The organism is Maribacter sp. HTCC2170, assembly GCF_000153165.2.
GTDB lineage: Bacteria > Bacteroidota > Bacteroidia > Flavobacteriales > Flavobacteriaceae > Maribacter_A.
The window spans coordinates 2,866,945-2,887,597 of sequence record NC_014472.1 but is presented as its reverse complement, the minus strand read 5'-3'; the positions used below and the strand labels follow the sequence as shown (position 1 = coordinate 2,887,597).

The following is a 20,653-nucleotide window of genomic DNA, read 5'->3' as shown; positions in this document are numbered from 1 at the left end:
TTGGGTCTATTTGTCCGAACGATAATATTGTTACTAGCGATAACAAACAAGTGAAAAAATTACGCATTTTGGAAATTTATAGTGTGTAACTAAAAATAGCATATTTTGGTTTGTTAACCTAAATCCATTTTGAATATTGGAATGAAATAAAAGCGATTTTTTGTAACTTTTTCACCAACGCAAAGTCTATTTAGACAAATGGTAAATCCTTTACAATGGCAGAGACAAAGAAAAAAGAACGAATTGAAATTATTGATGCACTCAGGGGATTTTCGTTGGCGGGAATAGTTATTGTTCATTTTGTTGAGAATTTCATTGGTTCTGCGGTACCTCAAGATGTTCTTGAGGGTTTACATATTGGCCCTTTAGATTATGTCGTCGATGTTTTTATTGGTCTGTTCCTCAGAGGTAAATTTTTCGCATTGTTTTCTTTTCTTTTTGGATTAAGCTTCTTTATCCAAATGGATAATGCCCAACAAAATGGAAGAACATTTGGAGCAAGATTTTTGTGGCGTTTGATTATCCTATTGGTCATTGGCGCTGTTCATCATATGTTCTATCGAGGTGACATCTTAACGATATATGCTCTTTTGGGTATTCTACTCATTCCATTTTATAAGCTAGATAACAAATGGATTCTTGCTTTGACAGCATTACTTTTTCTAGGTGTTGGCCGCTTTTTAATTTTTGGGATTACAGGAGGAGAGTATATGTTCAGTCAAGGAGGTTTAATGCCTGATGAACCTGAAACCCGAGCATATTTCAATACCATTAAGAATGGTAGTTTCCTTGAGGTATTCGAATCAAATTCTACATCCGGTCATTTGAATAAGTTGGAATTTCAGTTAGGTTATTTTGGCCGCGGATACATCACTTTCGCCTTTTTCTTATTAGGGTTGCTTGCGGGAAGAATTGGCTTTTTTAAAACTTTAAATGAACATAAGACATTATTGAAGAAGATATTAATAGGTAGTATTATACTGTTTGTTGTTTCAATTGCCTTAACAGCACTTATCTTTATGCAAATGGGTGAAAATCCTTCCTTTAGTACATGGCCAGCGATGCTGGGGCTAACCGCATATGACCTTAACAATATTGCCATGACATTTATATTAATTGTATTGTTTATAATGTTGTATAAAAAAGTGAAAGGAGAAAAGATGCTAAGAATTTTTGCTCCTTATGGCAGAATGGCGTTGAGTAATTACTTCTTTCAAAGTCTACTGGGTACGTTTATTTTTTTCGGTTGGGGTATGGGTTATTTAGTAGAATTAAGAAACGGTTACACTTTTCTTATAGCTTTGGCTGTAATTGTATTGCAAATGTTTATCAGTAAATGGTGGCTAAGAAAGTTTCATTATGGTCCATTGGAATGGGTGTGGCGTAGTTTGACTTTCTTCAAAATTTTCCCAATGAAAAAGGAAAAGGCACAGTAAGGATTAGTTGGGACCAACAGCCATAACCATAACCTCGTTTGCCTTGCCTTTGAGCGGAATACTACCCAACTGCTCAAATATATAATTGCATGTGTCCAGTTGCCCCATTAAGTGCTCAGAAATAAGTAGTTCTTGATTCAGCTCATTGCATTTCCCTTGAATTCTGGCGGCTGTATTGATAGTATCACCATGATATGCAATCTCTTTCTTGTACTTACCGACTTCTGTGACCGTTACAGTTCCAGAGTTTAATCCTGCCTTGAAAAAGGGTAAACTTCCATAAGAAGTAATATAATGTTCGCTCCTTTTCTCAATTTCATTTTTAAAATTGAAATATGCATCTAAACAATTTTGATTGCGTAAACCATCTTTCAATTTCCATGTAAGAATTACCTCGTCACCAACATATTGATAAATCTCCGCTTCATTTTCAACAACAACCCCTAAATCGTTAAAACAATCCTGAATCATTTTACTATACTTAATGTGCCCCAATGTTTCGGCATGTTGGGTAGATGATTGCAAATCGAGAAACATGAAAATTCGTTCTTCTTCACGTGGTGTGTAAAACTTTCCCCTAAGTAATTTACTGAGATTGTTCTCACCCAACATCAAATTCACCTGTCTTACTATGAGCATTAAAATATCTACAGTGAGAATAAAAAAATAGATGGATGCACTTCCTGGTTCAAAAGCAAATGCAAAGAACCCTTTGGCCTCTCCAAAGAACTCGGTGACCATGAAATAGGATAACAAAACCAAGGAAAAAAGAAAAACCGTGGCATAAACCAGCCTAAAAAACAATAACCGATAAATTGATACCCGCCTATAATACCTTTCCTCGGTAAGTATTTGGACAAATCCCGATATGCTTCCAAAAATTGGCCCGAAAATACATGAGACAACGACTGTTTCCCAAAATTCAAATTGAACGGAACTCAATTCGATAGTCCCAATACCACGTACAATAGAGAGAAAAAGAAAAGCTAAGGTCCAGCCAATTACATAATCCCTAAGTATACCCCATCTTCTTTTTATCCTAAACTTCATTCGTCTGCCTTTTCAAAACCGGGTCTATATTTATTCATGAGTTCCATAATGGTGCTTTTTGGTAAAGCATTAATGCGATGTTCTCGATAACCGTTTATTGATTCAGCCGCGAACAATGAGTTGATAATTGCCTCCTCTGTGGCTTCAATTGTGGCGAGAAATAAGGGTGACATCGATTCGTTCCTCAATGAATAATGATGTTGTAAGATAGAATTATTAGCATAGGGAACTATATTTTCTTCTGCCGTGGAAACCGCAATCACATAATCGCCACTTCCATTTGAAGCAATCCCACCTGTTCGTGCCAACCCCATCATTGCCCTTTTTGCCAAACGCTCCAAATTTCTTGACCCTAAAGGGGCATCAGTCATAATGACCATCATACAGGAACCATCAACATCATATTTGAAGGAACGCGGATAATTATCCAGTAGTTTGGCTACGGGAATACCATCTATTTCCAATACTCCACCAAAATTGGATTGCACCAGAACACCAACAGTATACCCGCCAAATTTTTTGGGAATCACTCTAGAAGAAGTTCCTATTCCTCCTTTATACCCAAAACAGACCGTTCCGGTCCCAGCTCCCACATTACCTTCTTCAACAGATCCAGTTTTCGCATTTTTAATTGCCGATATTACATGCCGTTCAGTTACATGTCTGCCACGTATATCATTTAAATACCCATCGTTCGTTTCACCAACTACCGAATTAACAGAACGTACTTTTTCATTTCCTTTTAACCCTAAAGTATAAGTTATTAATCCGTCAGAAGCAGTTGGAACACTCAAGGTATTGGTGAGTATAATCGGAGTTTCAATATTCCCTAATTCTTTCACTTGTGTGTATCCCGCCAATTTTCCAAAACCGTTACCTATGTAAATAGCTGCAGGTACTTTCTCCTGAAATATATTTTCTGAATGGGGTAAGATAGCCGTAACACCAGTACGAATACTATCTCCAATGTTCAATGTTGTATGACCTACCTTCACCCCTGCAACATCAGTTATAGCATTATGTTTTCCGGTCTTGAGCACCCCAATTTCAATACCATAGTCCCTAGCTCTTTTTTCTTGCGAAAGAACATTGTGTAGAAATATGAAAGTAATAATGAATGTTAGGCTTGCTTTCTTCATAAAATTGATATTATAACAACTTCCTCCCAATTTTTTCAGCTCCAAAGCGCACAACATCGGTAACCGGTAATCCGGTTTCCTTTTCTAATCTTTCAATTAAATCCAAGGTTTCCTTTTCCGATAATTTACTTGAATTCAAAGCAATCCCAACGACCTTGGCTTTTGGAAATACGCCACCAGCATTGGCAACAGCTTCATTCAATCGTATTACTTCTTTAAAAGGAGGGATTTCAATCTCTGTACTGTCCCTAAGTGTCTTCATCTCTGCCCTATGGCATAAAATTAAATGGGTGGGGCAACTTCCCCGCATTAAAGGCAAAGTAGCGGTACTGCCAGGATGCAATAGAGAACCTTGACCTTCAACAAATACGATTTCCTTGTCTTTTGCCTCTAAAACCAAATGTTCCACAGCACCACAAGCCTGATCAACCTTTATGGCATCTAATGGAATACCTTTTCCCATTACTGTTATTCCAATCTGTCCTGTTGGTAAAAAATCGGCATTCTTACCTTTTTCTTTCACCCACTTATATACTTCCAGACCTGCGGTCATTTTACCCGCGGCCATATCAGTACCTACCATAAGAACACGTTTATTGTCCAATTTGCTGGCACGTGCCCTGGCGATCGCATAATCGGTTCTTGGTTTACGAACATCCCAAATAACTTGATCCGAGATTTTGGGGTTCAATAAAGCTGAAAAACGTTCATTCAATAAATCATGTAAGCCATTTACTATGGACATTCCTAATTGCAATGCAGTTTTAACTGCAGGAACCCAACTATCAGGTAATTTACCACCAGAAGGCGCAAGGCCCAACACAAACACCTCTGCCCCTTTTTCATAGGCTTCTTCTACGGTGGACACAATTGGAATATCAAATGGCTGGTCTATGACCTCATTTACCCTTTTTCCGGCAAAATCAGAATCAATTACACAAACTATAGGGTTGTTTGAATACCGCATGACCCCATATCCCATTTTGGCATACATAGAATCCAAATTACCTTCCATATAAATTGCCAGCTTTTTATCCTTTTTAATCATTAGCTATAGATATTCTTCCTTTAATATTGCTCCATGTCCCGGCCTATTGTTGGGCATTATTATTCCGTTGGTCAATTGTGCCCCTGAAAAAGGGTCCGGGTCTAAATTTAGTTGTGAATCCAAATCAACATGGTCTAAAACACCGGTTAATGACGCCCCAGCAGAAATTGATAGTGATGATTCACCCATGCAACCAATCATGGTTTTTAATCCAAAGGCTTTGGCCGTTGCTATTATACGTAATGCTTCGGTGAGGCCACCACATTTCATCAATTTCATATTAACTCCATCTACATAAGTTGCCCATTTGGGAATATCGGTAGAAAAATGACATGATTCATCAACATAGATTGGCAATGGTCGATTTTTGAAGATAGCCGGTAAATCTTCTTCCATACCATGAACCAACGGTTGTTCTACATAATCAACACCCAAATTGGCCAACCATTTCATCATATGAATAGCATTATTAACATCCCATCCTCCATTGGCATCAACACGTAAACCTACATTATATTTTTTGGTACTTTCAACTACTTGTGAAAACATCGCCTTATCGGCTTCGACACCATCTTTAGACCCTAATTTCACTTTTAAATAACGAACACCAGTACCGTCTAAAAGTATAGGCATACGTTCTTTCACCACTTCAGGTGGGTTAATACCAATGGTAACCGATGTTGCCACTTTGGGCAATGGAAAGCCAAATAGCTTGTAAAGCGGGAGATTGGATTCTTTAGCCAATTGATCCCACAATGCAATATCAAGTGCCGCCAATACGCATAATGGTAGGTTAAATTCTTTTCCCCGCTGATAAATTTCTGATATGGATAAATCTGAAATCCCTGTATTATAAAAACCCTCGAGCAGTTGTTTGGCATCTAGAGCGGATTCATTGCCCAAGGTTGATGATGGTGCCATTTCGCCCCAACCTGTGATTCTGTTTTTGGTAACCGAAACAAAGAGGTTATCCGAGCCCGTAACGAGCCCACGGCTTATTCGAAGCGGGAATCTTTTCTTTAGATGAATGATTTTGTATGCTAATTTCATAAACAGACTTAAAAGAGTGAATTTACAATATGAATTGATAGCTTTCAAAAATTTATTTTGAAGTTTTTGCTTTAATTACATTTGTACAAAATGACCTTGAAACACCAGTTACATTTTAAGCTTTATAAACCCTTCGGGATGCTGAGTCAATTAGCGTCCAATGAGGAGCGACAAATTCGTAGTAAACGATTTTTAAGTGAACTGCATGAGTTTCCTGAAGGCACTATGCCTGTTGGCCGTTTGGATGAAAAATCGGAAGGACTTTTGCTAATGACCACTGATGGCAAACTGAGTGACACCATAAATCGCAAAGGAATTGAAAAGGAGTATTATGCGCAATTAGACGGTGATATTTCACCAAAAGCCATTGAAATATTGGCTACAGGAGTCGAAATTGGATTTGAAGGCATACGATATACTACCAAACCTTGTACGGTTCAAAAAATTAATTTTAAACCTAGTCTCCCGGCTCCGGACAAAAGGATTCGATTGGCTCGGCATCGACCCAATTCATGGATTAGCATAGTAATTACTGAAGGTAAGTTTCGTCAAGTACGTAAAATGACGGCAGCTGTTGGTTTTCCTACTCTACGACTCGTACGGGTCCGAATTGGTGCACTTATTCTAGATGATTTGGGTCCGGAAGAAGTAGTTTCAATAGAAAAAATCAACCTTGAGTAGAAAACCATTTCTAAACAATCGTCTAAAACATTAAATTTAAAGCTTCAAAAGGTTTATTTTAAGTGCAGCAACATTACATATGGAAGCCAACCAAAACAACACTAAAAAATTTGGAACTTTTGCAGGGGTCTTCACACCTACTTTATTAACAATACTAGGCGTAATCATGTACCTTAGGATGGGATGGGTAGTTGGTAATGCAGGGTTATTAGGGGCTTGGTTGATAATCATTGTTTCGTTCTTGATTACTTTGACCACAGCGCTTTCAATGTCTGCAATTACAACAAATATTAGAATAGGCGCCGGAGGAGCTTACGCGATTATTTCGCAGGCCTTAGGTCTTGAAGTAGGTGGTAGTTTGGGCATACCTAGGTATATTTCCCAAGGTTTGGCCGTAACCATGTATATTTTTGGTTTTAGAGAAGGATGGTTGGGCATATTCCCTGACCACAATGCTTTTTTGGTGGATATTGCTGTATTCGCGGTTTTGATTACCATAGCGTATATAAGTGCAGACCTTGCAATAAAGACCCAATTCTTGATTATGTTGGTCATTATACTCTCTTTGATTTCAATTGTTATAGCAGCGTATTACGGATCAATGTCTGTACCCACCGAAGATGCCATACGTTGGGGCTCATTCGAAGGTACTTCTAACGGTGACATGGGGGGGTCTGGATTTTGGATTGTTTTCGCCGTCTTCTTTCCTGCCTCAACAGGAATCATGGCCGGGGCAAACATGTCAGGAGAGCTTAAAGATCCTAGAAAGAGCATTCCCACTGGTACATTATGGGCGATAGGCGTAAGTTTTGTGATCTATATGGTACTGGCCTTTTGGTTGGCGCGTTCTGCCAGTCAAGAAGAATTAATAAACAACTATAACATAATTATTGATAAGGCTTATGTTGGGCCTTTGATTATTGCTGGCATATTGGGAGCCACTTTTTCCTCTGCACTTGCCTCAATAGTTGGTTCCTCGAGAATTTTGTTCGCAATGGGTGAGCATAGGGTACTCCCCTATTCTAAATTTCTCGCTGGTCAAAGTGCCAATGGACAACCGAGAAATGCCATGTTGGTAACTGGAATCATGATTTTCATTACCATGTTGTTAAGGGATTTAAATGCGGTTGCTCCTTTGGTTACCTTATTCTTCTTGATAACCTATGCGATGATAAATATTGTGGTGATTATTGAACAAAAACTTGGGTTGATAAGTTATAGACCTATTTTTAAAGTGAATAAATGGGTGCCATGGGTAGGACTCACCTCTTCTGTTTTGGCCATGTTCATTATCAATCCTACCATCAGTCTAGTCTCTATTAGTATTGTTTTTGTAGTCTATTGGTTTTTATCAAGGCAAAATATCGAAACTCCTTTTGAGGATGTTAGATCAGGCTTGTTTGTTTCCTTTGCAGAATGGGCGGCTAAACACACATGGGGCATGAAAAAAATGCAACAAAGAGCATGGAAGCCAAATTTAATGGTCCCAATTCGTGATATTACAGGAGCTAAGGGCAATTTTCAGTTTTTGAGGAACATTGCCAGACCCAAGGGGTCAATTAAACTTTTGGGAATAGAGCCTTCTTCTGAGGATGGAATTCTAGTGAAGGAACTTGAAGTTCTTTCCGAATCATTTCGGACCAAAGATGTTTTCTCATCTTGGACAGTAATCAACAGCAATGATTTTGCTAGAGGCGTAAACTATGGAAACCAAGCTTTACGTGGAGCGTTTTTTAGGCCTAATATCGTATTTCTTAATTTACAACAGCATGATGACTATGAAATGGAAATACGTCCTGTAATTAAGGAGAGTATTAGACTGGAAATAGGTGTATTACTATATTCCTCTCACCCTACAGCCTTATTGGGTAAACGAAATATGATTAATGTTTGGGTGAGCGATCGTACCGATAACTGGCATTTAGGCTGGGATATCGGGAATTTGGATCTCTCAACATTAATAGCATATAAACTAAAAAAGAACTGGGAAGCTACAATTCGACTTATTATCGTCATTAAGAATGAAAAAGAAAAGGAGAATGCTGATAAGTTCCTTAATTCACTGGTTAATCTTGCCCGATTGCCAAAAACCCTGACTGAGGTTCATGTGGGCAATTTTATGGAAATAGTTGGTGACGCTCCTACTGCTGATTTGAACATTTTTGGTATGGACGAAAATCTAAAATTCGAATTCGTTAAAACCATGACCATGAAAACAGAAAGCTCCTGCCTTTTTGTTAAAGACTCAGGACATGAAAGTATTCTGGCGTGAATTAAATAGGTAAATACCGCTTATTTTATACCCAAAATCTTATTGAATAAATTCACTTCACATTTATAAAAATTCTTCAAACGTCTTGCTATTTCTGCTCTACTGTACTTGTTTTTCATGAGATTACTGTTTTGTTTTACTTATTAGTAACCCAACAACCTAAAAAATCACACTTCAAACAAACTATTTTAGTTTAAGGAAATAATCCATCATTGCTTGGGCAGAAACTTCTCCCTTTTGTTTAATGAATTCCCTAGGAGTGTCATCACCTATTTCATACGTTATACCAGTTGCTCCGAATTGCCTATTAAACCAAGCACTTGAAGTTGGTCGCTCCCCTTTTCCCGGACTTTCATTAATATCTTCAATATCCAAAGCCACGCGTATTTGCTCTAACCAAGTTTTTGTAAAATCAGGAATCTTTCTTTTTACGGATTCATGTGGGGTATAATATACATCATAGTATGTACTATGAAAATCCAGTCCCAAAAGCACATTGTTCTTATGTTCTTTCACCTCATTTACCATATGTTGGGTGATTTGAGCAATTTCCGGTTGGTTATATACACTCCAATCCCTGTTTAAATCAACGCCGCCAGTATTATGGCGAAAATGACCTAAATCTGCACCATCTGGGTTCATCAAAGGATATACCATAACTCGATATTTGTCAAAGAACCCGTTCTTGCCACCTTCTTCTATTAAAGTTTCGATAAATGCCTTCATCGCAAAAAAACCAGTTACCTCAGGCGGGTGTTGTCTACTGATTACGATAATGGTTGGTTTATAATCATTGGCTCCTCTAGTGATGTTCATATGTAGCAATGGCCTTTCCTGAGCACTTAAACCGGCCAATCCCAGAGTAACCATTTTATGGTCTTTGAAAGAATCCACCCAACTTTTCACTCGCTTCGTATCCTGAATTTCTTGCGCTGCAACCCACAAAGTATCTTGATCTATGTCAAGTTTAATGATTGCTGAAGTACTATCGGCTCCTCTTTCTATATAAGTGGAATCCAAAGCAATCCAGCGCTCCCCATCTTTACTAATTTTCGGATTATACCGATGCTTGAATTCACCATAATCCAAGTTTACGGATAGTGTTCTCTTTTCTTTGGCCCAAATCTTAAATGCATACCAAGGGCTTGGGTTTATTGGAGAGTTTTCTGATAGAATAGTAGCTTGATATAAACTATCATTTATTCTTTCAAATTTGTTCAATCGCGCAGCCGGAAAGTTAGTACTGGCCCCAACTCCAGCAATCAAAAAGGCCCCTTTCTGCTGATATTCAACAGGTCTTGTACTCGTATCTACAGGTTTTGCATATTTATGTGTCCTAAGTTTATTGTATTGCTTTGGGGAAGAACAAGCACTTATAATAAAGAGTAACAGAATTAGTACTATTTTCTTCATTGCACTTGACTTTTTGTTGGTATCTCTTTTTCCATACGATTATGGTCAATCACAATCGCAAATTGGTTTTTTAATTTTGAAAGGCACTTTTTTGAGACTTCAAACCCAAATTTTTCATATAACCTTTGAGCTTGAGGGTTTTCTATGGAAACATCCAAAACGAAACTTTTTTGTTTGTCAATTTTATTGCTAAGCATCAATTCGTTTATGAGCATTGTTCCTAAACCTTTCCCTCTCATAGATTCATGAATTCCTAGATGACCAATCGCTGCTTCATATTTCCGGGGAGGCTTGATCAAGCTCTCAATCCTTAATCCTCTAGGCATTATACGCAATCCGTTGAATCTATAAAATTTAATGATATTCAAGGCCTCACTCATAGTAAAACCCCACATTTCATTGCCCGTGAAAATCGCACCAGCTCCAACAACACAATCATCCACTACAACAGAATAATGGTTCTGAAAACTGAATTCACCTCCCGGCCTTTGGAATGCATATTTCAAGTAATCCAAGGCCGAATACTCATTCGTTTTAAAAACATAATCAAAGGCAGCAGGACCAGAACTATAAATCAATGGCACCGCTTGCTCGACATCCCCAGGAATAGATTGTCTTATCTTGATATTGTTCATTATTTACTTGAGCTGATTATAAAGATCAATCACTCAATTTGTCGATTGATGTAAGTTCCAATTTTCTAAATTCAACTTCAGAACCTTCTGCTTGTAATGCTATTTGACCATTACTTGCCGTGGCATTATAACCGTGATTGACTAAATCACCATTAACCCATACCTTTAGTTCGTTACCAAGGCATTCAATCCGCATCGAGTTCCATTCTCCAACGGGGTTTTCAGAACCATCTGTTAAATTAAGTATTCGACGTTTCTTACCTTCTGTAATACCCCATTCTTCTTTAGGTCCTCTGCGGTCTAGCATATCCTCTACTTCAATATCCTCAACAATACACCAGAAATCTCCGGCATTTTCATGCATCATTTGTACTTCAATCGATTTTGGAAACATTTTGTATAATGCCCTAGGAGTTGAGGCATAAACCAATACACCACAATTTCCAGGTTTACTTGCAAACCTATACTCTATATCCAAACTGAAATTCTTGTACTTCTTATCGGTAATAATGTGGCCAGCAGGGGTTCCCAAACTAACCAACATTCCATCTCTGACAATAAATGGATTAATTGCATCAGGAATACTATCCATGGCCGGAACATCTATGTGCCAACCGGAAGTATCCTCGCCATTAAAGAGACTAATGCTCTTCTGAGACGTACAACTTTCAAAAATAAATAAGAGGAACAAAATAATAGTCACATTTTTCATGGTAAACTGAATTTAAGTTTACTAAAAGTAACTACTTTCATTTAAAATATCTTCAGAATTCCGTCAAATTATATTTAAATGAATTTTCTAACTATTATCATCTTTTTTAAAGCTAGTCTTAGCTAGCTTTGTCTTTTCTAACCAAGTAATAATGAAAACACAAAACCCTATCCATAAAAAAAAATTGAAAGCAGCTTATAAAACTATTTTTGAAGCAAAATTTATCAATGAGATTTTGGTGGTAAGTGAATATACCCAGCTGAAAAAAGGAGAGTTGCTAATAGATATTGGTGATGAAATGACCCATATTCCACTATTATTATCTGGCGTAGTTAAAATAATACGTAAAGAAAAAAAGAAGGAGCTTTCACTGTACTATCTAAAAAAAGGTGATACCTGTGCCATTTCTTTTGCGAACTGCATCAACAATAAAAAAAGCATTTTTAAAGGTGTTGTTGAGGAAGATGTTGAAATATTTCTTTTGCCAGTGAATAAAATTGATGAATGGTTAATTAAATATGATTCATGGCGTTATTATATTATTGATAGTTATCATTTTAGGCTATTGGAAATGGTTGGGTCAATAGATAATTTGGCTTTTCTAAAAATGAAGGATAGAGTTCTTAACTACCTTATTGGTAAGCTACATACCACAAACCTAACCTCCGTAGATGTTACACATCAAGAAATTGCGAATGATTTGAATACCTCTAGGGTTGTAGTTACAAGATTATTGAAAGAATTAGAACAAGAAGGTGAAATTCTAATGAAAAGACACAAAATAGAAGTATTGGAAAAATAGTTATTCAATCTTTTACTACCTAAAGTACCTTGAAAAAACAACAAACTTGCGTTTGGTGTTAATGAAATAAACACCTGTAAGCAGTACAATTGCAGCTATGATTGACTGAAAGGTAATCTGCTCATCTAGAAAATACCAGCCTAGGAGTATTGCAATAATTGGATTTACATAGGTACTTGTTGCCACCTTCTCGGGAGAAACTACTTTCAATAGATAGTTAAATGAAGTGAAAGCAACTATACTCCCGAAAACAATCAACAAGAGCATTGAATACTTCACAGGAGCACTCCATTCTAATGGAGACGGCCACTTTTCAGAAAAAGCCAAGCTAGCAATTATCAACATAACTCCTCCTGCTAACATTTGATATCCAGTATTTACGAAATAATTTTTTGGTAAATCCGCTTTTCCGACGAAAAGACTACCATATCCCCAACTTAGCATACAAACAAATATCATTATCATTCCCAATACTGAATTTTCCTGATTAATAATCTCTTTTTGGCTTACCAAAAGATAAATTCCAATAAACCCTAAAACCACCCCGATAATTGACATTGTTTGTACTTTCTTGCCCTGTAAAACCCTCATTAGGAGAAGTACAATCAATGGTTGTGCAGATATTTCCAATGCGGCAAAACCACTATCCACAAATTTCAAGGCCCAGACTACGATGCCGTTACCAAAAGTTAAGAATAGGAAACCTGCAACAATTGTATTCTTAAACTGTCGCCAGGTAATACTAACAGTGTTACCTAAAATCTTGGCAATCAAAAAGACCAATATTCCTGCCGTTACAAATCTTATGCCGGCTAAAAGGAATGGAGGTATTTCGCTTACGGCAATCTTGTTAAGTAAATAAGTGGAACCCCATATCACATATATTGAGAAGAACGCAAGGATAATCAATAATGGGTTTTGAGTTTTACTCATTTAGTAATTTCAATATTATTTTAATCCAATATTACCTATATACTAAGATTAAAATAAACCTGGGCAAAAAAAAGGCGAACAATTTTTGTTCGCCTTTTTATGTTTTTACCAATATTTTTTTATGGAATAGGGGTCAATTCAAAATCCTGTAAAGTCTTATTCCCTTTTATTATCTCTATTTCTTCCTCAACTACAGAATCATAGCCCTCTAACTCAACAATAACATCATAGGTTCCTGCCATTAGACCCAGCACCATATATGCCCCTGATTCATCACTAAAAGTTGTAGTGTTCAAAGTGTCAGCGGTGAAAATCTCTATTTGGGCGCCTTCTAAGCCTACATGAACTTCTTCTTGAACAGTACTTACTATTCCGGATAAAGTTCCTGAGGTTGTTTTATTACAGGCCTTAATAACGGGTTTAAAATTAAAACCTGTTATCCCGGAAAAATCATTTCTATTTCCCTTTGGCACAAAAGATTTGCTAACATCAAAATCCAGTAAAAGATCTGCACTTAGACCTCCGCTTACAACTATTCCAGGCTTAATGAATACCTTGATTCCTGTTTGCTGACCACTTGGGACATTTAAATCGAAAGTAGTACCATCTTTGAGAACTATATTGATACCTTTCACATAAATTCTAAGTAAGTCATATGTTCCAACAGAAACATTTGTTTCTACCAATGTCTCTGTAATACCGTTAGTTAAGGATAAAAGGTTCATTTCCATTTCTTCCTCCATTAGTATAATAAAAGAGTCTTCCTCATCCCTATTATTTTCTGTCCCATCCACATTTTCCTCAACATTTTCAATATCTATATGTTTGGAACGTGCCTCGATTTTAAAAATGGTTACATTGGCCTCTGCAACCAAATCGTGCGGAAAGGGAGCATCTGTTATTTGAACAGTTAGTTTTCCAATATCACTATTATTATCATCCCCATCGGTACAGCCGATAAATAGGGTCAATAATATTAGTACCAGTAGTGCGCTTAGTAAGTTTTTGATTTTCATGATTTTAATATTAATTAATGTTAGGTATGGTGCTTATAACCAGAAGTCATAACTTCATCTAAACAATTAGATATACGTATACCCTACCAAAAAAAGACCTTTTTTATAAACTATTCGATGAAATACAACTTTTCAAAATAAAAGAGGGTCAATGACCCTCTTTTATTAACTTTACCTTTAAGACTATGCCTGCGGTAAAGCCTTGATATGAGCAAATACTTTCTGACCGTTTATTTCAGTTTCGAGATTAACTTTGTTTATCTTAACTCCTTTTACATTATTGAGTTCACCATCTGGTGATATTGCCTTTATTCCGTAAAAATCACCATCCTTATTAATTGCTTTGACATGAATCAGGTTACCTTCACGCATAATTCCCTTAACATCCAATTTTCTACCATCAGAGGTTAATGCTTTGATATCTAAAAGCCTACCATCGCCGGTAATAGCTTTTATTGGAATGTTTTTGTCTGTACTAACAATCATTTTAATTGGCAAATATTTATTGTCGTCCACAATGGCCTTAATGTCCATCATACTTCTTTGGTAGGAATCCTGTATGGCCTTAACATCATAAATTTTACCATCGGTATCAAAGGCTTTAATATCCAACAACCTTCCCTCCGGATGAAATGCTTTTATATGCCAGCGTCCATTATTGCTAGCAGCACCAGCTTGAGGCAATGCTTTGATATGGGCATAAACTGCATGACCATTTATGAGAACTTCGGTTTGTTCATCAGTCATTTTAACACCTTTTACATCATTGAGCAGACCTTCTGGGGATATGGCCTTTATACCATAAAAATCCCCTGCTTTATTAATTGCTTTTATATGAATGATATTATTGGTTCTACTGATACCTTTAACATCAAGAATTTCACCTTTTTCGTTAAAGGCTTTTATATCGAGGACACTGCCATCTTCTGCCAATGCCTTGACACGGGTGTATTTATCACCGCTGACCAATACTTTTACAGGTAGTTGCTTGTCATCAACAATCGCTTTAATATCCATGAAACTGGTTTGTCCAGTGTGTTGAAATGACTTTACATCATGTATTTTTCCATCTTTATCAATCGCCTTAACATTCAATAACTGTCCGTCTGGATGGATTGCCTTTATATGCCAAATAATCGTTTCTGGTTTATTGACCTCTGTGCTTTGGGCTGTTTGTTTTGGTTCTTCTGTTGTCTTTTCACAACTACCCGAAACCATAAAAATCGTGAATGCCACTACCATTACTCGGAACAATACTGATAATTTTTTGAATTTTCCCATGGTTAACTATTTTGAATTGATATGTATTGTAGTAAAATTTATTTCTTAATAGATTGATTATTAATTAATCAACCTATCAAAGTTACCATAGGAAAAGATTGAAATAACTGATAAATATCATTTATCGATTTTTATCCAGTCTTAATAGACAAACTGTTACTTAAATGAGATTAATTGTAGCGTTTCCACCATTCATTAGCCTCAAACTTCTGATGTTGTAAAAAGATAGATTCGCCTATTCGAGGTACGATAATCGGTATTTGTAGTTCAGCGGCTTTAGAGGTCAGTCTTTCTACCGGATCGGTCCACTGGTGCATAGCCAGTTTAAATGCTCCCCAATGAATGGGCATGATGAATTTTGCCTTAATATCTATACCTGCCTGCGCTGTTTCCTCAGGCATCATATGTATTTCTTTCCACATCTCATTGTACTGGCCGCATTCCATCATTGCGAAGTCAAAAGGGCCATATTTATCACCAATCTCTTTAAAATGAGGACCGTAACCACTGTCCCCACTAAAAAAAATACTTTCACTTTCAGATTGAATAACCCATGAAGACCAAAGCGTATTTCCGCGATCATTGACACCTCTACCAGAAAAATGCTGAGCTGGGGCACATTTAAAAACCAAATCCTCAAAACTTATTTCTTGCCACCAATCCAATTCAGTAATGCGCTCTTCAGAAATTCCCCATTCCTGTAAATGAACACCCACACCAAGAGGAGTGAAAAAATGATTTGTTTTATTCTTTAACCGCTGAATTGAGCCATAGTCCAAATGATCATAATGGTCATGGGAAAGTACTACAGCATCAATTTGTGGAAGTTGATCTATTTCAATTGGCAATTCGCTACTAAACCTCTTGCCCCCCAACATTGGGTGGGGAGCTGGAACTGCACTAAACATTGGATCAATGAGGATGTTCTTTCCTTTCATTTGTAATAGAAAAGTAGAATGTCCGAACCACACCAATCTTGTACTATCCTTATATTGAGCAATACTAAGGGAATCAACGGTAATTACATCAATATTGGAAGTCGGGGTAGTTTTTGGCCGAGGACTAAAAAATCCAACAAGACTTTTTACAAACTTACTGAAGTCCATGTTCATTTGAACATCACCTATATTTATGAACTTGCCTTCCTTATAATTACTGGATTGCGAATAAAACTCTTTTTGTTCTTTAGTGGCCTTTCCACCAAATTCTGGACTTAGATTTATAAACAGAGTTGCGACAACAACGACAGCAACGATTACCAATGCTATAGCTATTAACATTCGCTTGATGGTTTTAATGATTCTTCGGAACATTTTATTTGAATTTCAAATTCAAGAGACAAAAATAGTGCAAGTGATACTTGGCAATTATCTTGATAACAAAAAAGAGGGCCATTGGCCCTCTTTTACCATTAGTTCACCTAAAGTTTATTTTGCATCCAAAATTTTTGTGCTGATATATGCGCTTGATCCAATTATTTTGCCCTCATCATTGAAATCATGGATGTACAGCGCTGGGATCACGAATTTTTTGCTGTCAGATTTTCTCGTCATTCGAAATTTCCACCAGGACTGTACAACTTTTCCATCCCTTAAATCATATTCAAGATAATCGGGATACCCAACCACATCAATACTATTAAATTCATAAGCTTCCCACATTTTTTCATTTCGTTCTTTGACTTGATCCAATGTCATGGTTTCACCATCGGGCAATTCAAGCGTGTTAAAGCTGCAATCTTCAGCAAAAAAACCATACGCTGTCTCAAAATCAGCATTCTCAAAAGCACCCATCATTCTGCGTACACTGTTTATGTTATCATGATGATTATATAGTTTGCCATTTTCACGGTCAGAGTAACTTCGGCCAATCTCCCAAAACATTCTATTTTCATAATAGTTTATTACAAATTCTATTTTACCATCGTCATTCAATTTGTACAATCTATGAAAAGGCATATCCAATTTTACGCCAGTTTTATTATGAATTGCTTTCATATGATCCCATGTTTGTACCCAAGTATCTCCATCTTTGTATTCAATCGCATCAGGATAAGCTCCTTTTGAGGGTTTTAAGGATATATATGCAAGGTTTTCAGTGATTCGGCCCACTTGGTTCAAAAAGCTTTCCCGTTCCTGTCCTTTTCGGTCTTTGTTGACATTTGAACCAAAATAAGATTTAAAATCATCTGCTAAATAAGTGGCCACTTTTTCTTTGTCACCTGCCATCCAAGCTTGTTGCAAATTGTCCACCGTTTCAAGTGCTGGGTGTTCTAAATAAACATTGCCATTTTTCTTCTTTTGTGAATAACCCATTGCCACAATTAGCAACAGCATAACCAGAATTACATTTTTCATTTTAATATAGTATTAGGTTGATTAAAGTGAATACAACTATTGCATCACTATTTCTATATTAATGAAATGATTTTAGTGAAGATTTTTTGATCAATAAGGACGAAAAGGCACTTATACTGTCCGAATCTACTTGTTTATTTACCTACTGCTAAACATGGGAAGAAACAAAAAAAGACCGCACTAATTGCGGTCTTTTTTTATATGTTTTTAAATCTGGTTAAATCTTTTTAACCCTTACTGCGTTCATTCCACGCATTCCTTTTTCAAGTTCAAAAGAAACCGTATCATTTTCTACAATCTCATCGATTAAACCACTGACGTGCGTAAAATACTTTTGTTGATCAACTGAATCAATGATAAAACCAAACCCTTTTGAAGAATCATAAAAGGAAACCTTACCATTTCTTACTGGGTCAAATTTTTCTTCATCACCTTCTTCTTTTTTAGGAATTCCTAAAACAATATCCTCAGCCTCGATTTCAACCTTCAGCGATGGATCCGGCGGGGTGTCCACTAAATTACCATTAAAATCAACATAAGCCAAGGGTATACCTCCTCCGCTTTCTTTGGCCGCAGCCTTGCGCGCTAGTTTTTTCTTTTGCTTTTCTTCACGTTTTTTTAAACGCTTTTTTTCTTTTTCACTTTTGTTAAATGTCTGTTGAGACTTTGCCATTAACGTACTTTATATTAATTAATTACCTATTAAAGAGATGGTTACAAGTTAATTTGATGTAGTGGTCTTTGAAAAGGAGTACTTTATTTACCTAGGTTCTGAGTCTTAGAACCTTACTTCTATACTATGCCAACTCTTTATTACTGTTGCGAATATAAGAATTGCATTTAAAATATGCCACCCTATTTGTAATTGTCCTTAATCTTGATATTAAAAAAACTGTAAGATTGATGGTAATATTTCTAATATTTTGGAAGTATACATTGTTCACTTAAATTCTTCAGCTGCAAATTAAACTTAGCTGTACTCTTCACCATTACCCCTGAATTCTCATTATGGCACTGTAAACAAGCGCCCACCAATAGTATTCTTTGTTGTTCTTTTATAGTAAAAGGTCTGAAATCATGCCGGGTAGAATTGGTGCCACTTTGGTTTTTATCATTCATGAATCCAATCCAAGCGTCCTCTGGCAGTCCATCGTGTTTATTCTGTGCATAATCTGGTATAAACTGCCAATTTCCTATTCCATTTGTTATTGAATACTTTAATTCTCCCGAGCCATAACCTAATGCAATTGGATTGGTATGGCATGATTTGCAGTCACGAACTTCCCTTGCGGTCGTATGTGGAGCATTAGGGGCATACAATCTATGAAAAGAGATATCCTCACTTTCGCCACCTTTTTCATAGCTACCATTGTCCAATGTCATAATCATACCTGGTATGGCAGGTTCAACCTTTCGCGAATTCCCGGATTCTTTTTCTCTGATTCCTAAAGTAGGATAAGAAACCAGAAAATCAGAGACATATTCGTTCCATTGTCCTATAACTTCTTTTTTATCCAATAGGTCAAACCCTTCAATATCATCTTTATCAAAACTTGTATGACAACCTATACAACGTGGAGCCCATGCAGAATGGCAACTAGAACAACTCATGTCTTTATGTGCATTATCTCTGGAACACACTATTGATTGGGGTTTTATTTCATGTAGTTCACCATTTTTTTTGCCAACAAGAAAAGCTTTGTCACCTTCAACATAGGTATTCACCAAGGGGTTCTTGTCTTTTTTAGTAACCAATATTTCCTTATCCTTATGAACAAAACCTCTATGCCTAAACACTACTTTGGATTCCCTATCAAGTTTATCATAAGCAATAGATTCTGGACTTCCTTTAATAAAATGACAATCCGAACATTGTAGTTTAACGGCATCTTCTTCGTGAGCGTATAGCTGACCGTCTCCCATAACCTCTTGACTAGTATGACAATCAATGCACAACATTCCTTTTTGGTGATGTACATCCTCCGACATTCTTTTATAAACCCTCAAATCATCAAAAACCTTATAGTCCTTGTCACCAACAACTTCCTCTTTATCAAACATCGTTTCATGCCACCCCTCATAATTTGTAGAAATGCGACTAGACCTGCTATGGCAACCAAAACAATGGGTGTCATTCATAAAAATATCCGTTGACGGATGAATTTTGGGAAGTGCTGTCTTGTTAGAACTTATATAGGCATTTAATTCTTTGTTGGCATCATCGGAGTAATTCAAGTGACAGGCGATGCATCCTCCTCCTCTACTGAGTTCAGTTATTTCACCGAACTCTTTTTTTTCGGCTCCTAAATGACAGTTTGCACAAAGATCTCGAAGATGTTTCTCTGAAGCTGTGTTCCCAATGTCTTTTATATGATAATGGTAATCGAGAGAGTCAGCTTCTCCGAATATAAACTTATCAACTGCGACAATACCACTATTAGTGGTCATCAGTGAACCCTCGATATTTTTTAACTCCTCAGAATGGCATTTACCACATGTCTCAGTAGCATTTGATAAGTTTCCCGGGATAAGGACCATTCCTTCATGCGCTTTTTCCTTTGTCGCTTCCAGCCCCTGGCCTAAATGACACCCAACACAGCCAATAAGATGGGGGCTATGGGATGCCGAAAAGCCTTTCGACATTTTATGACACTCTAGACAACTTTTTGATTCTAGTGCAATTTCGGTGTATTGTAATGGCTCAATATATGACTTGCTTCCAAAATCAAAGTACTTGATTGCCACCATAATCCCAAGTACAAGAACAAGCAGGATTGGAATTAAGAATTTTTTTAATGAATCAGCATTATTTTTTTTCATGTGGATTC

18 protein-coding genes are annotated in these 20,653 nt (G+C 36.8%); 4 read left to right on the top strand and 14 right to left on the bottom strand.

Annotation, left to right across the window (positions count from 1 at the left end; genetic code table 11):
* The first annotated feature begins 215 nt into the window (after positions 1 to 215).
* Positions 216 to 1,436, top strand: coding sequence for a DUF418 domain-containing protein (locus tag FB2170_RS12660; protein ID WP_013306964.1), 1,221 nt, complete (start codon positions 216 to 218; stop codon positions 1,434 to 1,436).
* Positions 1,437 to 1,439: 3 nt separating this feature from the next.
* On the opposite strand, the gene FB2170_RS17065 is transcribed toward FB2170_RS12660, so the two are convergent.
* The 4 genes from FB2170_RS17065 to FB2170_RS12640 are packed head-to-tail and all read right to left on the bottom strand — an operon-like array spanning position 1,440 to position 5,723.
* Positions 1,440 to 2,486, bottom strand: a complete 1,047-nt coding sequence (locus FB2170_RS17065) for an adenylate/guanylate cyclase domain-containing protein (protein WP_013306963.1) — start codon at positions 2,484 to 2,486, stop codon at positions 1,440 to 1,442.
* Positions 2,483 to 3,625 carry a P1 family peptidase gene (locus FB2170_RS12650; protein WP_041632843.1) on the bottom strand — a complete coding sequence of 381 codons (1,143 nt, stop codon included), beginning with the start codon at positions 3,623 to 3,625 and terminating at the stop codon, positions 2,483 to 2,485. The genes FB2170_RS17065 and FB2170_RS12650 overlap by 4 nt, the downstream gene beginning before the upstream one ends.
* A gap of 10 nt (positions 3,626 to 3,635) precedes the next feature.
* A complete protein-coding gene (locus tag FB2170_RS12645; protein WP_013306961.1) occupies positions 3,636 to 4,673 on the bottom strand; it encodes a DUF1611 domain-containing protein in 1,038 nt (345 codons plus the stop codon).
* 3 nt (positions 4,674 to 4,676) lie between these two features.
* Positions 4,677 to 5,723, bottom strand: coding sequence for a dipeptide epimerase (locus tag FB2170_RS12640; protein WP_041632842.1), 1,047 nt, complete (start codon positions 5,721 to 5,723; stop codon positions 4,677 to 4,679).
* Between the two features lie 90 nt (positions 5,724 to 5,813).
* On the opposite strand from FB2170_RS12640, the gene FB2170_RS12635 reads away from it, so the two are divergent.
* Positions 5,814 to 6,404: a pseudouridine synthase gene (locus FB2170_RS12635; RefSeq protein WP_013306960.1), complete on the top strand. Its 591-nt coding sequence runs from the start codon at positions 5,814 to 5,816 to the stop codon at positions 6,402 to 6,404.
* A gap of 79 nt (positions 6,405 to 6,483) precedes the next feature.
* Positions 6,484 to 8,676 carry an amino acid permease gene (locus FB2170_RS12630; protein ID WP_013306959.1) on the top strand — a complete coding sequence of 731 codons (2,193 nt, stop codon included), beginning with the start codon at positions 6,484 to 6,486 and terminating at the stop codon, positions 8,674 to 8,676.
* A gap of 183 nt (positions 8,677 to 8,859) precedes the next feature.
* On the opposite strand, the gene FB2170_RS12625 is transcribed toward FB2170_RS12630, so the two are convergent.
* The 3 genes from FB2170_RS12625 to FB2170_RS12615 are packed head-to-tail and all read right to left on the bottom strand — an operon-like array spanning position 8,860 to position 11,436.
* Positions 8,860 to 10,089, bottom strand: a complete 1,230-nt coding sequence (locus FB2170_RS12625; RefSeq protein WP_041632841.1) for a M14 family metallopeptidase — start codon at positions 10,087 to 10,089, stop codon at positions 8,860 to 8,862.
* Positions 10,086 to 10,724, bottom strand: a complete 639-nt coding sequence (locus FB2170_RS12620) for a GNAT family N-acetyltransferase (RefSeq protein ID WP_049782652.1) — start codon at positions 10,722 to 10,724, stop codon at positions 10,086 to 10,088. Before FB2170_RS12620 ends, FB2170_RS12625 begins: the two co-directional genes overlap by 4 nt.
* A gap of 25 nt (positions 10,725 to 10,749) precedes the next feature.
* Positions 10,750 to 11,436, bottom strand: a complete 687-nt coding sequence (locus tag FB2170_RS12615; RefSeq protein WP_013306958.1) for a DUF1080 domain-containing protein — start codon at positions 11,434 to 11,436, stop codon at positions 10,750 to 10,752.
* 151 nt (positions 11,437 to 11,587) lie between these two features.
* On the opposite strand from FB2170_RS12615, the gene FB2170_RS12610 reads away from it, so the two are divergent.
* Complete coding sequence (locus FB2170_RS12610; RefSeq protein ID WP_013306957.1) at positions 11,588 to 12,238, top strand: Crp/Fnr family transcriptional regulator; 651 nt, start codon at positions 11,588 to 11,590, stop codon at positions 12,236 to 12,238.
* A 15-nt stretch (positions 12,239 to 12,253) separates the two neighbouring features.
* On the opposite strand, the gene FB2170_RS12605 is transcribed toward FB2170_RS12610, so the two are convergent.
* From FB2170_RS12605 to FB2170_RS12575, 7 genes are all read right to left on the bottom strand, one after another.
* On the bottom strand, positions 12,254 to 13,171 hold the full coding sequence (locus FB2170_RS12605) for an EamA family transporter (RefSeq protein WP_013306956.1): 918 nt from the start codon (positions 13,169 to 13,171) through the stop codon (positions 12,254 to 12,256).
* A 119-nt stretch (positions 13,172 to 13,290) separates the two neighbouring features.
* On the bottom strand, positions 13,291 to 14,187 hold the full coding sequence (locus FB2170_RS12600; RefSeq protein WP_013306955.1) for a DUF4382 domain-containing protein: 897 nt from the start codon (positions 14,185 to 14,187) through the stop codon (positions 13,291 to 13,293).
* Positions 14,188 to 14,370: 183 nt separating this feature from the next.
* Positions 14,371 to 15,468, bottom strand: coding sequence for a hypothetical protein (locus tag FB2170_RS12595; protein ID WP_013306954.1), 1,098 nt, complete (start codon positions 15,466 to 15,468; stop codon positions 14,371 to 14,373).
* Between the two features lie 170 nt (positions 15,469 to 15,638).
* Positions 15,639 to 16,748 carry an MBL fold metallo-hydrolase gene (locus FB2170_RS12590; protein WP_041633211.1) on the bottom strand — a complete coding sequence of 370 codons (1,110 nt, stop codon included), beginning with the start codon at positions 16,746 to 16,748 and terminating at the stop codon, positions 15,639 to 15,641.
* A gap of 147 nt (positions 16,749 to 16,895) precedes the next feature.
* Positions 16,896 to 17,825 carry a nuclear transport factor 2 family protein gene (locus tag FB2170_RS12585; protein ID WP_013306952.1) on the bottom strand — a complete coding sequence of 310 codons (930 nt, stop codon included), beginning with the start codon at positions 17,823 to 17,825 and terminating at the stop codon, positions 16,896 to 16,898.
* Positions 17,826 to 18,042: 217 nt separating this feature from the next.
* A complete protein-coding gene (locus tag FB2170_RS12580) occupies positions 18,043 to 18,498 on the bottom strand; it encodes a cold-shock protein (protein ID WP_013306951.1) in 456 nt (151 codons plus the stop codon).
* A 242-nt stretch (positions 18,499 to 18,740) separates the two neighbouring features.
* On the bottom strand, positions 18,741 to 20,645 hold the full coding sequence (locus tag FB2170_RS12575) for a cytochrome c family protein (RefSeq protein ID WP_013306950.1): 1,905 nt from the start codon (positions 20,643 to 20,645) through the stop codon (positions 18,741 to 18,743).
* Between the last annotated feature and the right edge of the window lie 8 nt (positions 20,646 to 20,653).

Coding starts and splice junctions, on each gene's coding strand:
- FB2170_RS12615 (WP_013306958.1), bottom strand. CDS start 11,436: ATGAAAAATGTGACTATTATTTTGTTCCTCTTATTTATTTTTGAAAGT.
- FB2170_RS12595 (WP_013306954.1), bottom strand. CDS start 15,468: ATGGGAAAATTCAAAAAATTATCAGTATTGTTCCGAGTAATGGTAGTG.
- FB2170_RS12640 (WP_041632842.1), bottom strand. CDS start 5,723: ATGAAATTAGCATACAAAATCATTCATCTAAAGAAAAGATTCCCGCTT.
- FB2170_RS12635 (WP_013306960.1), top strand. CDS start 5,814: ATGACCTTGAAACACCAGTTACATTTTAAGCTTTATAAACCCTTCGGG.
- FB2170_RS12645 (WP_013306961.1), bottom strand. CDS start 4,673: ATGATTAAAAAGGATAAAAAGCTGGCAATTTATATGGAAGGTAATTTG.
- FB2170_RS12600 (WP_013306955.1), bottom strand. CDS start 14,187: ATGAAAATCAAAAACTTACTAAGCGCACTACTGGTACTAATATTATTG.
- FB2170_RS12580 (WP_013306951.1), bottom strand. CDS start 18,498: ATGGCAAAGTCTCAACAGACATTTAACAAAAGTGAAAAAGAAAAAAAG.
- FB2170_RS12590 (WP_041633211.1), bottom strand. CDS start 16,748: ATGTTAATAGCTATAGCATTGGTAATCGTTGCTGTCGTTGTTGTCGCA.
- FB2170_RS12625 (WP_041632841.1), bottom strand. CDS start 10,089: ATGAAGAAAATAGTACTAATTCTGTTACTCTTTATTATAAGTGCTTGT.
- FB2170_RS12585 (WP_013306952.1), bottom strand. CDS start 17,825: ATGAAAAATGTAATTCTGGTTATGCTGTTGCTAATTGTGGCAATGGGT.
- FB2170_RS12630 (WP_013306959.1), top strand. CDS start 6,484: ATGGAAGCCAACCAAAACAACACTAAAAAATTTGGAACTTTTGCAGGG.
- FB2170_RS12620 (WP_049782652.1), bottom strand. CDS start 10,724: ATGAACAATATCAAGATAAGACAATCTATTCCTGGGGATGTCGAGCAA.
- FB2170_RS12610 (WP_013306957.1), top strand. CDS start 11,588: ATGAAAACACAAAACCCTATCCATAAAAAAAAATTGAAAGCAGCTTAT.
- FB2170_RS12660 (WP_013306964.1), top strand. CDS start 216: ATGGCAGAGACAAAGAAAAAAGAACGAATTGAAATTATTGATGCACTC.
- FB2170_RS12575 (WP_013306950.1), bottom strand. CDS start 20,645: ATGAAAAAAAATAATGCTGATTCATTAAAAAAATTCTTAATTCCAATC.
- FB2170_RS12605 (WP_013306956.1), bottom strand. CDS start 13,171: ATGAGTAAAACTCAAAACCCATTATTGATTATCCTTGCGTTCTTCTCA.
- FB2170_RS12650 (WP_041632843.1), bottom strand. CDS start 3,625: ATGAAGAAAGCAAGCCTAACATTCATTATTACTTTCATATTTCTACAC.
- FB2170_RS17065 (WP_013306963.1), bottom strand. CDS start 2,486: ATGAAGTTTAGGATAAAAAGAAGATGGGGTATACTTAGGGATTATGTA.